Source organism: Magnetovibrio sp. PR-2, assembly GCF_036689815.1.
In the GTDB taxonomy this organism is placed as follows: domain Bacteria; phylum Pseudomonadota; class Alphaproteobacteria; order Rhodospirillales; family Magnetovibrionaceae; genus Magnetovibrio.
This window is the reverse complement of record NZ_JBAHUR010000006.1, coordinates 245,053-259,324: the sequence shown is the minus strand read 5'-3', so window position 1 is coordinate 259,324 and position 14,272 is coordinate 245,053. Positions and strand designations below refer to the sequence as shown.

Here is a 14,272-nt window from a genome sequence, read left to right as displayed (position 1 = left end):
GCAGAGGCTCGCACCGGGTAGTGGGGCGTCATAGGTTTCGTCTACATTGAGGCAGGCCCCGGCAGCGATCCAGGTAATCGCCGCTATCAAGCCAAGCAATAGTGATGTCCTAAGTCCTTCAGTCGCCATGGCTGCCGTCTCCTGACCGATTGATCGTGTAGTCACCGGTATTGCCCAGGAACGGCTGGACCAACATCTGGTCGAGGCGCAGGTCACTCGCCTCGCGGAACTGTTCGATGCCGATGGTCATGTCTTCGTGCCCGCCTTGGGGCTGGGCGGTATAGGTGCCGAACAGGCGGTCCCACCACGGCAAGCTAAAACCGAAGTTGGAATTGGTTTCCTCAGGGATCACGGAGTGATGCACCCGGTGCATGTCCGGGGTTACAACGATCAATCGCAACACACGATCTAAGCCTTTGGGAATGCGCACGTTGCCATGATTGAACATAGCAGTGGCGTTGAGTATGACCTCGAAGATGAGCACCGCTAGTGCAGGTGCACCCAGGGCACTCACGACCATCAGCTTGAGCCCCATGGAAATCACGATCTCAATGGGATGGAACCGGGCACCGGTGGTAACGTCGTAATCCAGATCGGCATGATGCATTCGGTGTAGGCGCCATAGAGCAGGAACGGCGTGCACCAGGACGTGTTGCAGGTAAATGGCGAAGTCCATGATCACCACTGCCAGCACGACAGCCACCATTTCAGGCACTGCAAAGGTGTTGAACAGCCCCCAGCCATTCGCTTCGGCGGCCAGCGCCATGCCGACTGCGGCTGTGGGGAACAGTATGCGTAGGACAATGGTGTTGAAGATGACGATACCGATGTTGTTCGGCCAACGCCTCAGACGCGAGAACGCACGCTTACGGCGTGGCGCAATGACCTCCCAAAGGGCCATAATCGCGAAAATGCCCAAAAAGGCACTCAATCGAATAACTGGTTCGTTGGCTTGTACACTCTCCCACATAACGTTCCCCTTTTCATATATTCAAACGATTATTTGATTATTAAAGTTTTGACACCATCTGTCAACTCAAGCCAACTGAACGCAGACAAAAAAAGAGCCGCAGATCTCGCGGCTCTCAGATTTTTGGCCCTATAGAAGGGGATGTGATTTGTGGTTGTTATTCTGTAGACAGGAATTCATCCACGGCGTCTGCGACATCCTCGGCATAAAAGTCGAGAAAAGAGTGACTGGCACCATCGATGACAACCAATTGCGCCTCCTCGGAACTGACCAACGGCCCCATTGCCTCGGGCAGACCTTTTACAACTTGGTCTTCCGTGGCAGCGATGACTAGTACAGGCACCTTAATTTTGGATATCAGATTAGGCGTGTGCATGCGCTGGTCCGGGGTGTAGTAGGATACAAAGCTTGCAGCCTGAGCACTGCTATCAGGGCAATAGATAAAGCCGATCTTCTCCATCATTTCCTGCCCTTTTCCTACATCAACCAAACCTTGCGCTGTTGCGAGAACTTGAGCCAGCGGCACGCCATACCGTTTCTCATATCCGTTTGTTTCTAAGGTTTCATCCCAGGTTTGCGGTGCCAACAGGACGACCTTGGCGATTTGATCACTTAGGCGTTCAGCAGCAAACCAGGCGGTTTGGTTCCCGCCACGCGAGTGCCCCATAAGCGTCACCTTGGAAGCACCCTGAGTTTTTAGCCAGTCTAGCCATGCGCCGATTTCATCAAGAGCATCAAGGTGCTTGTGCGTATGAGGTGTCTTACAGTCATACGGGCCTGTGCGGTTATCAAGGCCCAAGTTTAACGTGAGAGCCAGAGAGTTATATCCTCTGTCTGCAAGTGTCGCTTGAGCTCCTTTGATGACTTCCATGCCGTTATGTCCAAGGGTGCCGTGGGTAATCAGGATGGCATTATCAGACAGACTGCTGTCTTCGGCGGTGACGAGATGAGCATTAACTGTCAAACCATCGTGCTTGATCGAAACGTTTCGCTCCTCAGCCGATGCATCGTGATTTATAGTGGTGAACAAACCAAAAATGGCTAGTGACCAAATGAGGCTTTGTGCCTTGCGAAACATGACCATACCGACTAACCTTTCTAAAATAATCAAAAGAAGATTAGAATTTGATATAGGCGTATCTTCCAAATGTCAACAAAATCACCCAAACAAGCGATTTTTGAGCATATCTCTGAAGTGGCAAAGGCCTTGGGGCACCCTATTCGTCTCGAACTTCTTGAATATCTCGGTCAACGCGAACAAAGCGTAGATACTTTGGCAACGCTCTGTGGCCAAAGTATCGCGAACGTATCTCACCATCTTCAGTTATTGCGCCGTGCCGGTCTTGTCGAAACACGCAAAGAAGGTGTCCATGTCCACTATCGGCTTTCAGGAGATGATGTGACCGATCTCTTGGGCGCACTGGGCGAAACGTCAGAACGGCACAAGGCAGAGGTCAGGGATGTCCTGAACGGGTATTTTCGTGAGCGTGATGACATGGAACCGATATCTCACAAGGAACTGTTACGCCGTGCAAAGGACGGACTGGTATCCGTGCTTGATGTTCGTCCTGCCGATGAGTTTGAAGCGGGGCATCTGCCGGGTGCCATCAACATTCAGGTATCTGATCTTGACAAACATCTTAAGGACCTCCCTAAAGACCAAGAAATCATCGCCTATTGCCGTGGCGCCTACTGTGTTCTGTCGTTTGAAGCGGTCGCTGATCTCCGAAAGAAGGGGTACAAGGCGCGTCGGCTGGAAGATGGATACCCCGAATGGAAGGCAGCGGGTCTTCCAACGGAGAGCGTCAACGCATGACATCCAGGGTGGAGATTTCTCTATCCGCTTACGACCATTGGCGATACTCGCCATTGGGAGCGCTTACCGAACACCTGGAACAAGCCCCCCTCATCTCTTTGTCTGCCCTTCACAAGGGTATGAGGCTTTCCTGCATTTGCCTTGAATTCTGCACGACACACATTGTCACAACCTTGTCCAGATTTGACAAAATTTGCCGACATTTTTGCACTAATATCCCGGCGATATGGGATGATATCTGTTGGGCGTGGATAAGGATTTTACATTGCCAAGCTCAGAGCAAATTATGACGCGCAAACTTTCGTTTCAGAACACCACAGGGGATCACTCTGTCTTGTTGATAAAGGAAAAGTTACGCGAAGCTGGGGTGCACCGCGTTCATGTAAGGCAAGACCAATCCTCGGTAACAGTTACATATGACGTGATGGTTCATCATTTAAATGCGATTGAAGGACTGTTGAAGGATGTTGGACATCCGTTATCCAACAGCAAATGGTTCAAATTCAAATTGGGAATTTGGAAACATCTGGATGAAAACACTCGTGGGCGCATCAAGTCAGTTCACCAATGCTGTAATAAACCACCTATATAGTATAGGACGTTAAAATCCAGGAGGGTACTTGACGCCTGCATAACGAGATGACATCAATGTGCTATTGGTGAAGCCAATGAACCTGATTCGTTAATTAACTGGTGACAAATACCCCAAAGATTCACATCACTTAATTCGGCCAGATTGCTGGTCTTGATGTTGATTATCTCACTGCCATTCACGCAAGTGTTTCAGGCCCATTTGCACGTTTACGACCATCAGCACGGATTTGATGGTTATGAGGCTCATCAAGTCATCTCCCATTCCGACCTGGAACAGGCCACACCACCGCATCATCAAGAGACACCGACGATTGAAAATGCACAGAAATTTTTTGCAAAACTTCTGAAGTTTCAGCCGCTCATCCTTGCTGTCCTTTTTGTGGGCCTGCTGTTCCTTCTGATCCTTCCTTCTAAGACGAGACCAATCCGTCCCGGATCAGACCTGATCTGGTCTCGGCAATTTGTCCTGCCGCCCCCGGCCCGCGCTCCCCCCCTTAGCTGACAAAATTCTCATAAGAACCGCGGCGAAACCATATCGCTGTGTATCTGGTGATTTGACTTCCGTGCGGGATCATCCCGTCCGGGGCAGTCACTAATATCGTATCGCTCTTTCATCGGGCATCAGGGCTTTTCATTTCCGATTACACGGCATGAAAACTTGGCCTTTGCTTGGTGCCCGACTGAACAGGCGATGCACTTAAATTTTGTTACGCAAAGGATATCGTGCAATGAAATCGCACTACTTTCGTTTGAATGCCCTGACATGGGGCTTTCTGTTGGCCGTTACCTTGATTGCCGTGGGCGATCAGGCATTGGCCCATGGCATGTCGGATGCCGAAAAACAATCCATTCTGGATGGAGGCAACTGGAGCTTCTTGTGGCTGGGCGCAACTCATATGCTCAGTGGCTACGACCATTTGGCTTTCGTCTTTGGCATCATTTTCTTCCTGACTAAGTTCAGAGATATCGTGAAGTACGTCACGGCCTTCACCCTTGGCCACAGCGTGACGTTGATCTTCGCAACCTTCAACGCCATCCAAATCAACTACTATCTCATTGATGCCGTGATCGCCCTGAGCGTTTGCTACATCGCGTTTGCCAACTTGGATGGATTTCGCAAAGTCCTCAAGATCAATCCGCCAAACATGATGGCGATGATTGCTGGATTGGGCCTGATCCACGGCTTTGGCCTCTCCACACGTCTCCAACAGCTTCCGCTCGACCCCGAAAATCTCTTGATGAATATCATCTCGTTCAACGTCGGGGTTGAATTCGGGCAGGTTACGGCCCTGGCGGCAATGCTGGCGGTCATCTCTCTGTGGCGCAACCGCGACAGCTTTCTCCCCTTCTCGCTCGCGACTAACTATAGCTTGATCGCACTGGGTGGCTTCCTGTTTTTGATGCAGATGCACGACTACTACCAGCCCCCTCAGGGTGAGGAATTGGCATCGGTATCGGGTGACAATCCCACGATCATTCGCGAGGCCCAGGCTGTCACAGTGCCACTTCAATCATCAGCGGATTGGCGTGAGACCTATCAGATCACATTACCCGGTGGCGGCGAGAAAGAGTTCAAGCTGCAAGTGGAACAAGGCAAAAGTCTGGAATACGCCTGGAGCACCGATGGCGGCGACTTGTTCTTTGACATGCATGGTGAACCCGCAGGGGATACCACAGGTGCTTTTGAAAGTTACCAAGTTAATGTCGCACCCAAAGCTGATGGAACACTTGAAGCGCCCTTTACCGGCACACATGGATGGTATTGGAAAAACGAAACCGGGGCACCGGTCACCATCACGTTGAATGTGCGTGGTGACTATCAACCCATGACGAAATAGGTCTCGTCGAGTGACGGCGATCCTCAATGAAATTTGGAGAAAAAATATGAAATGGATTCAAAGTGTAATTATGGCCTTGTTTTTGGCCTTTGGTGCCCAAAGCGCTATGGCTGGCGCAGGGCATTACCATGGCCCGATGAGTGAGGCGCAAGCCGGACAGCTCGCAGAAAGGGTTGTCAGCAACATGGCGCAACGGGGGAACCTGTCGACCAGTTGGGGCGGCACGTCGCTGGACAGTCTTGGCAAAACCACTCTGGACGGAAATATGGTCTGGCGGGCCGTGTTTTCAAATGCCGAAGAAGCTGCCCCAGAGAAGCGTAAACTCAACGTTTATCTGACGTTGACTGGCGGCTTCATCAAAGCGGATTACGCACCCCAGTGAGCTCAGCGGCCCTCCTAAAACCGTTCGGGAGGGCCGCACCACCTCAACAACTTTGTTTTTCTCAGTTGGCAACAATTGACCGTTCTGGGTAAGGGGGAATGAGGGTTGGTTAAAGGCTATTTCATAACAGGCGTTTTCGCAGCACTGCTTTCCGCGAGCTTGTTCGGAGTCAGTACACCGTTCGCAAAACTTCTGTTGGCCGATATAGGCCCATGGCTGATGGCCGGACTGTTGTATCTCGGTGCCGGAATTGGATTGGGGTGTATAGGTGTCATACAGAAAGGCGAACGCGCCAAACTCCGCGCCGATGAATGGCCGTGGTTTTTGGGTGCCATCGCATCGGGCGGCATTATCGGTCCTGTCTTGCTCATGCTGGGGTTAACAGGAACCTCCGGATCGTCCGCATCCCTGCTGCTCAACGCTGAAGGGGTGTTCACAGCCCTGTTGGCCTGGTTTGTCTTTAAAGAAAATTTTGACCGACGCATTGCGCTGGGCATGGTTGCTATTGTCGCGGGTGCCGCCGTTCTGTCATGGAGCGGCTCATTTAATCTTGATGACTTATGGCCACCCCTGGCGGTACTCGGCGCCTGCTTTTTCTGGGGGCTCGACAACAATCTGACGCGAAAAGTGTCTCTATCTGATGCCCGTCAAATCACCACGATCAAAGGACTGGTAGCCGGAACAACAAACACCGCCATCGCATTTGCCTTAGGTGCCGAATTACCTGAAGTGGCCTTCATTATATCGGCGGGTTTGGTTGGGTTCCTCGGATACGGGGTCAGCCTTGTGCTGTTTGTGATTGCTCTGCGCGATCTTGGCACGGCCCGCACTGGGGCGTATTTTTCAACCGCCCCATTTGTCGGTGCGCTTGTCGCCATCCCACTTTTGGGTGAGGACGTTACGGTCCAACTCCTTATTGCAGGGGCATTAATGGCGTTTGGGGTGTGGCTTCACCTGACCGAAGTGCACGAACATGAGCATCATCATGAGGCTCTGGAACACACCCACGCCCATGTTCATGACGTACACCACGACCATCAGCACGAAGACATTCCAGAAGGACCACACGTTCATTGGCATCGCCATGAGCCCATGCGGCACAAGCATCCACATTATCCGGATGCCCATCACCGTCATGATCATTAAGCATTCAAGGTCATAGTTTTAGGAAAAGATCATTTTTTCTATTGGTTCATCAGGTATTCCGTAACTGCTAAGATATCTTCCTGCGTATAGTAGGCTGTGCCGTCGCGGACCACTTCGCCCATGGAGCCTCCTACGGAATCCCCTTTCGGGGTTAGCCCCATTTGGAGCAAGAACGCCACGTCCATTTCGCCCCACTTGCCGATTCCCAGAGACGGGTGATTGGTGATATTTGGCACCTTCTCGCCTTCGGGGCTATCCTTGGTTCCATTGAACATTTCCGCTTTATCAAGCCCACCTAAAAATGTGCGTGGAGTGTGGCATTCGGCACAATGTCCAGGACCATTTACCAAGTATGCCCCTCTATTCCAGGACTGTGACTTATTGGGATTGGGTTCAAATTTCTTATCGTTAAAGTACATGGATTTCCAAACACCAAGACCTTCACGCATGCTGAACGGAAATGATAACTCGTGATCTGGAACGACATTGTTCACCGGCTTTACAGTGTCCAAATAGGCTTTGAGGTCACTCACATCTTGATCACTCATTTTAGCGTATGAGGTATAGGGAAATGCCGGGTAATAGTGCGAGCCATCCGGGCTCAGCCCCTTGGTGACAGCATCGGAGAAGGTTTCCAGAGACCAACCACCAATACCCGTTTCCTGATCAGGCGTAATATTAGGGGAGCGGAAGACACCAAACGGTGTTTCAAACGCACGTCCTCCGGCCAACTCCGCCCCGCCGTTTTTACTGTCCGTATGGCACGCAATGCACCCCGCAAGTCGAATGACGTAGGCCCCGCGTTCCGCACTGCCTTCCAGGCTCGTATTGCGTGTTTCCGTGGAAGACCAAACACCTGGAATTGGTGCAAAGCCACTTACAATTCCAACTGTACCCAGTGCCATGAGCGCCAGGACTATATTGCGCTTACTCAACATAGATACTTACTCTTTCTTTTTTCGAAACTCGGTATGGCAATCGTTACAAGTCTTAGCAAGTCCCATGAAACTCATCATAGCGTTGGGCATCATCTGTGGTGCACCACCTTCCAAAAGTTGGGCTTGTTCGGTCAATTGTCCAGCCAAGCTCTCAAACCGGTCCCAGCGTTCCCAAATAGCAGGTAACGCCTCCGTCGGCTTGTCGAGACTGTGCTCAGGGAACAGTTTGGTGAGGTTCTCTCCCCCTTTACCAGCGATCAATGCTGAAAGGCGTGCAATCTCGTCGGCATTGTAAGGCTGTTGTCGTTTGAACATGGCCGTAATCTTTTTCATGGCCTCGCCCGTTTTGTCCATCAGGTCCATGCGCTCCTTAACCACACCGGTTGCACCGCCATGTGCTGATGCAATGAAGGGAGCTGCGAGAGCAGAGATGGAAAGCGTAGCCGCCAGAGCAAAAATAGAAAGGTTACGTTTCGGATTAAGTTTCATCATCAGTCCTTACACTATCCCATAGAGAATATCTTGTTTTCGTCGGTGATAACTTTATGGCGGGTAGGTGTGCCTCAACTTTGTCAGGGGCACCTGAAAAATGTGACAAAGTTTGTCAAACTTCACCGCTGTCGCATTTTGTCACTAGAATTAGGGGGAAACGGCATACTTCAGACATATCCACATTGGATAAAAGGCTGAAATGTATTCATGTATTGTAGGAGAAGCCCTCAATGGCCAAATGGACCGATCATTTACCCAAACTTGCAGTAGCCGTCATCGTTCTTGGTGGCGCAGCAGTCCTTGTGTCAAAAGTCACTGGTGGCAATACCGCTATTGAAACCGTTAACGTCAACGTCCCAACAAAACTATCCGTAAAAGCTGAGCGTGGTGCTAAGGTGTTTGCTGACAATTGTGCAGCGTGCCATGGAGACAGTGCATCCGGGTCGGACAAAGGCCCTCCTTTGATTCACAACATTTACAACCCAGGCCATCACGGTGATGAATCCTTCTTCCTTGCTATGCAACAAGGTGTGCGACAGCATCACTGGCCTTACGGCAATATGCCGCCACAAAAGCAAGTCAATGCGACGATGGCCGGAAATATCATTACTTACATTCGTGAGCTCCAGGCTGCAAATGGCATCGTTTATCAACAGCATCGAATGTGATTGGATCACTGCGAAGCAGGTGTGTTTTTTGAACGCACCTGCGCCACAAGAGCGTCCAAAACGTTTCGGTTAATCGCGCCTGGAATGAGATTGTCACCAATGATAAAGGTTGGCGTGCCTTGGAGCCTCATGTCTTGACCTAAGTCCAGCACCTCTTGGATCGTATCATTGATTTCAGTTTCGTTTGCATCAATGTCATCTAACAGCTTTAGTGGGTCCAACCCAACATCAAGGGCGATTTTGAAAATCAGATTGTCGTCAAGGTTACGCGCCGACATCAATGCGTTGCTATATTCAGCGTATTTTCCGTATTTCTGTGAAGCCAGAGCTGCTTGCGATGCCAATACGGAAACAGGACCAAGGATTGGATATTCCTTCGCGATATAACGGATGTTCCCATCATCCTCTAACAACTGCATCACGACAGGGTGAACTTTTTTACAGAAAGGGCATCGATAATCGTAAAATTCGATTATCGTCACATCACCATCAGGATTTCCAAGAATCGGATCTCTCGGGTTGTTGTACAAAGCCTCATGATAAGTCTTGAGAATGTTCTCGGTGCTTTGTTGTGAGTCTTGAACGGGTTGAGCCACAGCGCGTTGTTCGAAATAAAGCCATCCGGATACGCCCGTAACACCAAACAAGGCCATCGCAGCAATCAAGGTCACGCGTTCAATTATGAGCTTCATGATCTACAGGTCCATGAGGTTTTTAGTTTGGCGCGGGGATGCGAGGCGGTGAGATCTGTTTTTTCCGCTTATGTACTTGTGTTCTTTTGTGCACGGAAGGTTCTTGTGCATGAGACTTGTGTTGTCCATCATGCCCCATGAAACGGTGCATAAGAAAATGTGCGCCAACGCATAACAACAACGGTGCCAGAGTTGCGAGGCTCAACCCGGACTCCAGATCGGCGCCAGAAAAAAATAAGAAGGCACCGCCCATGAGCACGACACACATAATCATCATGACCGTATGTGAATGACCGTGTGCGTGTGTATCTTTGTTGTCAGGGTTGGGCATCGAAGGGCTCCTAAACGATGAGTAATCTGCTTACTACTCATTACAGCGCAGAAGCTTTACTCAAGTTTGTCAGGAGCCCAAAAAGTTGTGACAAAGTATGTTGTTCGATGCCTTATGATACTCTGATCAAAGATGTCATGCCGCCTTGAACATGAGATAGAACATGACAATGGAATAGCCAATCTCCTGGATTCTCGGCAACCAATGCAATCCGGGCGGTTTCCCTGCCTGTGAGAAGCACGGTATCCATCCAAGGGGTGTTCGGCACGGCTTTCCCATTCATAGACAACAGTCGGAAAGCATGGCCATGGAGATGCATGGGGTGAGGAAACATACTCTCATTCTTAACATCGATCACATAGGTCTTGCCCAGATCGAAGTTGAAAATTGGTGGCATGTCTGTTGTGTGGGCGGTAACACCATTGAGGGCCCAGACTTTCATCTCACCCATCAATTCGCGCATAGATCGTTTCTTGCCTTTGTAAATAGCCCCTTGCATGCCACTCATCGCACCGCCACTGATGACCATCTCATGGTGCACCGCCTGTGTCAGGTTGGGTTCTTGCAAGGGGTTGGCGGGAGTACCTTAATAGGCCCCAGTGGTTTCTTGCGCAAAGGCGGAGTGTCGAGATATTCAATATCTTGAAGCTCGTTGGTCGATTGTTGATAGGCGATGTCCATAATGCGGTGTTTCGATCCTGGTTTTCCAAGACAATCGATGATCACATCTGCACGTTGTCCAGGGCCAAGCAACACCATATCATTCAATGGTGCATGAGGGGTGACGGGGTGACCATCAATGGCGATCACTTTTACGTCATGGTTTTCGAAGCTGAGTCCAAATATGCGGGCATTTGCAACGTTAGCTAGACGTAACCGAATGCGTTCGTTTGCCGTAACTTTCAAAGGCTCTGGAGGGCTGCCATTGATTGTGATGTAGTTGCCCATCCTCCCGCCATGGCTGATATCCATCCCATTCTCAAAATCATTGCGAATGGTTCCATCTTTGCTCACCCGCCAATCGTCCAGAACCCAAACCTCATCACGATCGACTTCTGGCGGATCGGTTTCTTCGACGATGATGGTGCCGTAAAGACCCCGGCCGAGTTGTTCGGAGCTGTTGACGTGCGGATGATACCAATAGGTGCCAGCATCCTCTAGTTTGAAATCATAATGATAGTTTTGACCGGGTTCGATGGGTGCCTGAGTAACGTGGGGAACTCCATCCATGGCATTGGGCACGCGCAAGCCATGCCAGTGCACCGTTGTCGCTTCATCAAGATTGTTTTCCACCAAAATACGAACACGCTCACCTTGTTTCGCACGGATCACGGGGCCTGGGCATTTTCCTGAATAGGTCCACAAAGGTGTCTGTGACCAGTTACTGGGCAAAATCTGTGTCGTCGAGGCTTCCGCTTTTAAAAGAAAGTCATGTTGTGGTTTTTGGGCGGCTAGAGACAGGCTTGGCATGGTCCCGGCGAAAGCCAGCGCAGAACCACCCGCTAAAATTTGGCGGCGGCTATAAAGGTTTGATTTGTTTGATTTCACGTTACTCTCCAGGAAACAGGCAAACTATATATTCTCAAAGGAATCACACAACACTGTCCATATAATGGCAAGTGCACGACATAAGCGTTTTTTTCAATGCTGCATCATCTTGTGCCGTAATTTTGGCGAACCATTCGTCGCAGCGTTCAAGAAAAATGCTCAATAATTCTGGGTCAAAATGTTGACCTCTTCCTTCTTCAAGGATATTCGTGGCTTTCTCGATGGAAAACGGTTCTTTATAAGGTCGACGGGATGTGAGTGCGTCAAAGACGTCGGCGATTGCGAAAATTCGTGCTGAAAGCGGGATGTCATCTCCCGCCAGTCCGGCTGGATAGCCGTTGCCGTTCCATTTTTCATGGTGCCCTCCGATCACTTCGGCGGCATCGTTGAACCACTTTACATCCTTGACGATGTCCAGACCATGCTGGACGTGGGTCTGCATTTCAACGAATTCTTCATCCGTTAGTTTTCCGGGTTTAAGAAGGATGGCATCCGGAACACCAATTTTTCCGATATCATGCAGGAAGGCACCTTTCATCAGCCCGACGATCTCTTTGCGTGACAACCCGAAGGCTTCGCCTAGCTTGATGGAATAATAAGCAACCCGATAGTTATGGGCGCCGGTGTCACTGTCGCGTTTGGCGATGGCAGAACCGAGGGCTTCCAACATGCTGGAGTTAGCTTCGAGAAGCTGGCGCGTGCGTTTTCGTAAATTGCGATCCAGGTACAGAACCAAGGGGTACAGAAATAAAGCCGTTAGAAAAACGATCAGCACAGTGATGCCAACCGTTTTGGCTATTTCTTGCTTCATAGATGAAACAACTTCGGGATCAACCAGAAACAGTCCGCTGAACACCGCGGGCTGTTCTTCACCCTGCAAGGCCAATGGCACGATGACGCGCACATAGACTTTATCATCCCAAAATACGTCGTGCTCCGGCGCGCTGCGCATAGACATACCCAAGCTATGGCGCTGCATGGCGACGTGTGTTGTATCACTGCCATCATTGGCATCAGCTAAGACCGCAACGGAAGATGATAGTATTTTAACTGCAACTAAGTGACCGTTTGGGGCTCGGCTTCGTGCTCCAATAAAAATTTCAAGATCTTCTTGTATCGTTTCGTGCGTCAGACTGCCGGAATGAATCTCAGCAAATTCATTAGCTTCTTGGGTCGCGAAGGAAGTAGCCTGTTCTTCCATGATCAAAACTTCACGGTAAAGCTCGGTACCACCAAATACGATGGAAAGAACCAAGCCAGCTAAGGCCAATGGAATGGCGAGTCTTTTATGAATATCTTGCTGAATAACCCAAATCCTTTATCACGCAAACAAATTCCCTTCAGGCAATAGCCCTGACAGAACTTTGAAATGGGAGGGGGGGGGCTGTCAGGGCTATGCCTTTAGGAGGGCAAGGTTGTCCGTCGTCCTTGCAAGAGTATTTAGACAGAGAAATGTCACCAAATTTTGTCGAAATTGGAAAATGTTGTGACAGATTGTTTCTGTTATTTGGACTGTCAAACTTTGTCACACATGCACGATTGTAGTCTGGGCAGACTGTGTGACAATAAGTGAGCTTCTCATGGAGGATGGAATAATGGTTAAGGCCACCATATCTGTTGACGGCATGCTTAATCGGAAAATTGCTGAATGCTTGAAAGGAAGAATTCAGGCAATTTCAGGTGTCACGTTTGTCGAAACGTCGCATGAGAAGAAATCTGCAACGGTTCAATTTGATCAGTACACGACTGACCTTGATGATATTTTCTTGGTTATTGAAGAGGCTGGATTAGATACCAAATAATTTCAGTATCAGCCTCTACGGTGCCTAGGCCATGGACTCATAAATGATGATGGCTGTTAAGACTTCCGCTTGTTGGCGCAAACCGGTCATTTTCCGCGCATACGATTAAGGTCCGAAAATGACCCTTAGCCGTCCTTAACCAACGCATCTATAACGGCACACCGTGGGGTGTTTCCGCCTTCACAGTTCGCCACCGTATCGGAAAGCGTTTGTTCCAGTCTTTGGAGGTCTGCGATACGTTTACGAACAGAAGTGAGATGTTGGAGTGTCTTGTCGCGGATTTCACTGCACGTATAGGTCCCACCATCCACGAGGCTCAATAATCCCCGAACCTCTTCAACGCTAAAGCCTAATTCCCGGGACCGCATAATGAAGCGTAAGGTTTGCTCGTGGGTATCGCTGTAAACCCTATAACCTTTGTCTGTGCGTGGAGGGTCAGGCAGGAGACCAGCCTTCTCGTAATACCGGACAGTTTCGATATTGCATCCCGTGCGCTTTGCTAACTCGCCACGTTTCATTGTCATCTGCCTTATCAGCCTCTGAAATAACCCTTGAGCCTGTACTTGCTACAGACCTTATACATGGATAGGTAAGGTTGGCAGTACAAGGATGAACAATATGGAACAATCCAGCACCCAAGCACAAATTGCGGGTGGGTCTAGTGACAACAACACATCAATACCCCCTGAGGTAAACACCCGCCAACATAGCCTTCTGGCCACGGGCAGTGTCGTCGGGGCGGTACTGGCGTCGTCATGCTGCATTGTTCCGTTGGTGTTGTTTTTATTGGGCATCAGCGGGGCATGGATCAGCAATTTAACGGCCTTAACGCCTTACAAGCCTTACTTTGTCACCTTGACAGTCATCTTTCTTGCCGGGGGCTTTTACACGGTCTATCTCAAGCCCAAGAAGGCATGTGTGCCGGGGTCATATTGTGAGACCCCTAAGTCGACTGTCGTAGTCAAGTCATCCTTATGGAGTGCGACGTTACTGGTGACAGCCGCGCTTCTCTATCCATATGCCGCCCCTTACCTGTTGAACTGAGTGAGACAGTC

General features: G+C 50.0%; 18 protein-coding genes. 8 read left to right on the top strand and 10 right to left on the bottom strand.

What is annotated here, in order from left to right:
* Positions 1–118: 118 nt before the first annotated feature.
* Complete coding sequence (locus tag V5T82_RS09675) at positions 119–970, bottom strand: sterol desaturase family protein (RefSeq protein WP_332895423.1); 852 nt, start codon at positions 968–970, stop codon at positions 119–121.
* Positions 971–1,127: 157 nt separating this feature from the next.
* The gene (locus V5T82_RS09670) at positions 1,128–2,117 is read right to left on the bottom strand and encodes an alpha/beta hydrolase (protein ID WP_332895422.1); all 990 of its coding nucleotides are present in this window, start codon (positions 2,115–2,117) and stop codon (positions 1,128–1,130) included.
* On the opposite strand from V5T82_RS09670, the gene V5T82_RS09665 reads away from it, so the two are divergent.
* The 5 genes from V5T82_RS09665 to V5T82_RS09645 all read left to right on the top strand — a co-directional run bounded on the left by V5T82_RS09665 (position 2,118) and on the right by V5T82_RS09645 (position 6,746).
* Positions 2,118–2,786: an ArsR/SmtB family transcription factor gene (locus V5T82_RS09665; protein ID WP_332895421.1), complete on the top strand. Its 669-nt coding sequence runs from the start codon at positions 2,118–2,120 to the stop codon at positions 2,784–2,786.
* Between the two features lie 748 nt (positions 2,787–3,534).
* Positions 3,535–3,882, top strand: a complete 348-nt coding sequence (locus V5T82_RS09660) for a hypothetical protein (protein ID WP_332895420.1) — start codon at positions 3,535–3,537, stop codon at positions 3,880–3,882.
* Positions 3,883–4,108: 226 nt separating this feature from the next.
* Positions 4,109–5,218 carry a HupE/UreJ family protein gene (locus V5T82_RS09655; RefSeq protein ID WP_332895419.1) on the top strand — a complete coding sequence of 370 codons (1,110 nt, stop codon included), beginning with the start codon at positions 4,109–4,111 and terminating at the stop codon, positions 5,216–5,218.
* Positions 5,219–5,264: 46 nt separating this feature from the next.
* Positions 5,265–5,600 (top strand): DUF6488 family protein, encoded by a 336-nt coding sequence (locus tag V5T82_RS09650; protein WP_332895418.1) that lies wholly within the window; start codon positions 5,265–5,267, stop codon positions 5,598–5,600.
* A 105-nt stretch (positions 5,601–5,705) separates the two neighbouring features.
* Positions 5,706–6,746 (top strand): DMT family transporter, encoded by a 1,041-nt coding sequence (locus tag V5T82_RS09645; RefSeq protein WP_332895417.1) that lies wholly within the window; start codon positions 5,706–5,708, stop codon positions 6,744–6,746.
* 38 nt (positions 6,747–6,784) lie between these two features.
* Here the strand turns inward: V5T82_RS09645 and V5T82_RS09640 are convergent, their stop codons facing one another.
* Both V5T82_RS09640 and V5T82_RS09635 read right to left on the bottom strand, forming a co-directional pair.
* Positions 6,785–7,684 (bottom strand): c-type cytochrome, encoded by a 900-nt coding sequence (locus V5T82_RS09640; protein ID WP_332895416.1) that lies wholly within the window; start codon positions 7,682–7,684, stop codon positions 6,785–6,787.
* Positions 7,685–7,690: 6 nt separating this feature from the next.
* Positions 7,691–8,176 carry a c-type cytochrome gene (locus V5T82_RS09635; RefSeq protein ID WP_332895415.1) on the bottom strand — a complete coding sequence of 162 codons (486 nt, stop codon included), beginning with the start codon at positions 8,174–8,176 and terminating at the stop codon, positions 7,691–7,693.
* A 230-nt stretch (positions 8,177–8,406) separates the two neighbouring features.
* Here V5T82_RS09635 and V5T82_RS09630 point away from each other — a divergent pair, with 230 nt between their 5' ends.
* On the top strand, positions 8,407–8,844 hold the full coding sequence (locus tag V5T82_RS09630) for a c-type cytochrome (RefSeq protein ID WP_332895414.1): 438 nt from the start codon (positions 8,407–8,409) through the stop codon (positions 8,842–8,844).
* A 5-nt stretch (positions 8,845–8,849) separates the two neighbouring features.
* Here V5T82_RS09630 and V5T82_RS09625 read toward each other — a convergent pair whose 3' ends face one another.
* The 5 genes from V5T82_RS09625 to V5T82_RS09605 form a co-directional block, all read right to left on the bottom strand.
* Positions 8,850–9,536 carry a DsbA family protein gene (locus tag V5T82_RS09625; protein ID WP_332895413.1) on the bottom strand — a complete coding sequence of 229 codons (687 nt, stop codon included), beginning with the start codon at positions 9,534–9,536 and terminating at the stop codon, positions 8,850–8,852.
* A 22-nt stretch (positions 9,537–9,558) separates the two neighbouring features.
* A complete protein-coding gene (locus V5T82_RS09620; RefSeq protein WP_332895412.1) occupies positions 9,559–9,867 on the bottom strand; it encodes a hypothetical protein in 309 nt (102 codons plus the stop codon).
* Positions 9,868–9,979: 112 nt separating this feature from the next.
* The gene (locus V5T82_RS09615) at positions 9,980–10,435 is read right to left on the bottom strand and encodes a multicopper oxidase domain-containing protein (protein WP_332895411.1); all 456 of its coding nucleotides are present in this window, start codon (positions 10,433–10,435) and stop codon (positions 9,980–9,982) included.
* On the bottom strand, positions 10,417–11,415 hold the full coding sequence (locus V5T82_RS09610) for a multicopper oxidase family protein (RefSeq protein ID WP_332895410.1): 999 nt from the start codon (positions 11,413–11,415) through the stop codon (positions 10,417–10,419). The genes V5T82_RS09615 and V5T82_RS09610 overlap by 19 nt, the downstream gene beginning before the upstream one ends.
* A 43-nt stretch (positions 11,416–11,458) precedes the next feature.
* Positions 11,459–12,685, bottom strand: coding sequence for an HD-GYP domain-containing protein (locus V5T82_RS09605; protein ID WP_332895409.1), 1,227 nt, complete (start codon positions 12,683–12,685; stop codon positions 11,459–11,461).
* 325 nt (positions 12,686–13,010) lie between these two features.
* On the opposite strand from V5T82_RS09605, the gene V5T82_RS09600 reads away from it, so the two are divergent.
* Positions 13,011–13,217, top strand: coding sequence for a heavy-metal-associated domain-containing protein (locus V5T82_RS09600; RefSeq protein ID WP_332895408.1), 207 nt, complete (start codon positions 13,011–13,013; stop codon positions 13,215–13,217).
* 125 nt (positions 13,218–13,342) lie between these two features.
* Here the strand turns inward: V5T82_RS09600 and V5T82_RS09595 are convergent, their stop codons facing one another.
* Complete coding sequence (locus V5T82_RS09595) at positions 13,343–13,735, bottom strand: MerR family transcriptional regulator (protein ID WP_332895407.1); 393 nt, start codon at positions 13,733–13,735, stop codon at positions 13,343–13,345.
* Positions 13,736–13,835: 100 nt separating this feature from the next.
* Here V5T82_RS09595 and V5T82_RS09590 point away from each other — a divergent pair, with 100 nt between their 5' ends.
* Entirely contained in the window at positions 13,836–14,261 is a 426-nt protein-coding gene (locus tag V5T82_RS09590) for a mercuric transporter MerT family protein (RefSeq protein WP_332895406.1), read from the top strand.
* Positions 14,262–14,272: the final 11 nt, after the last annotated feature.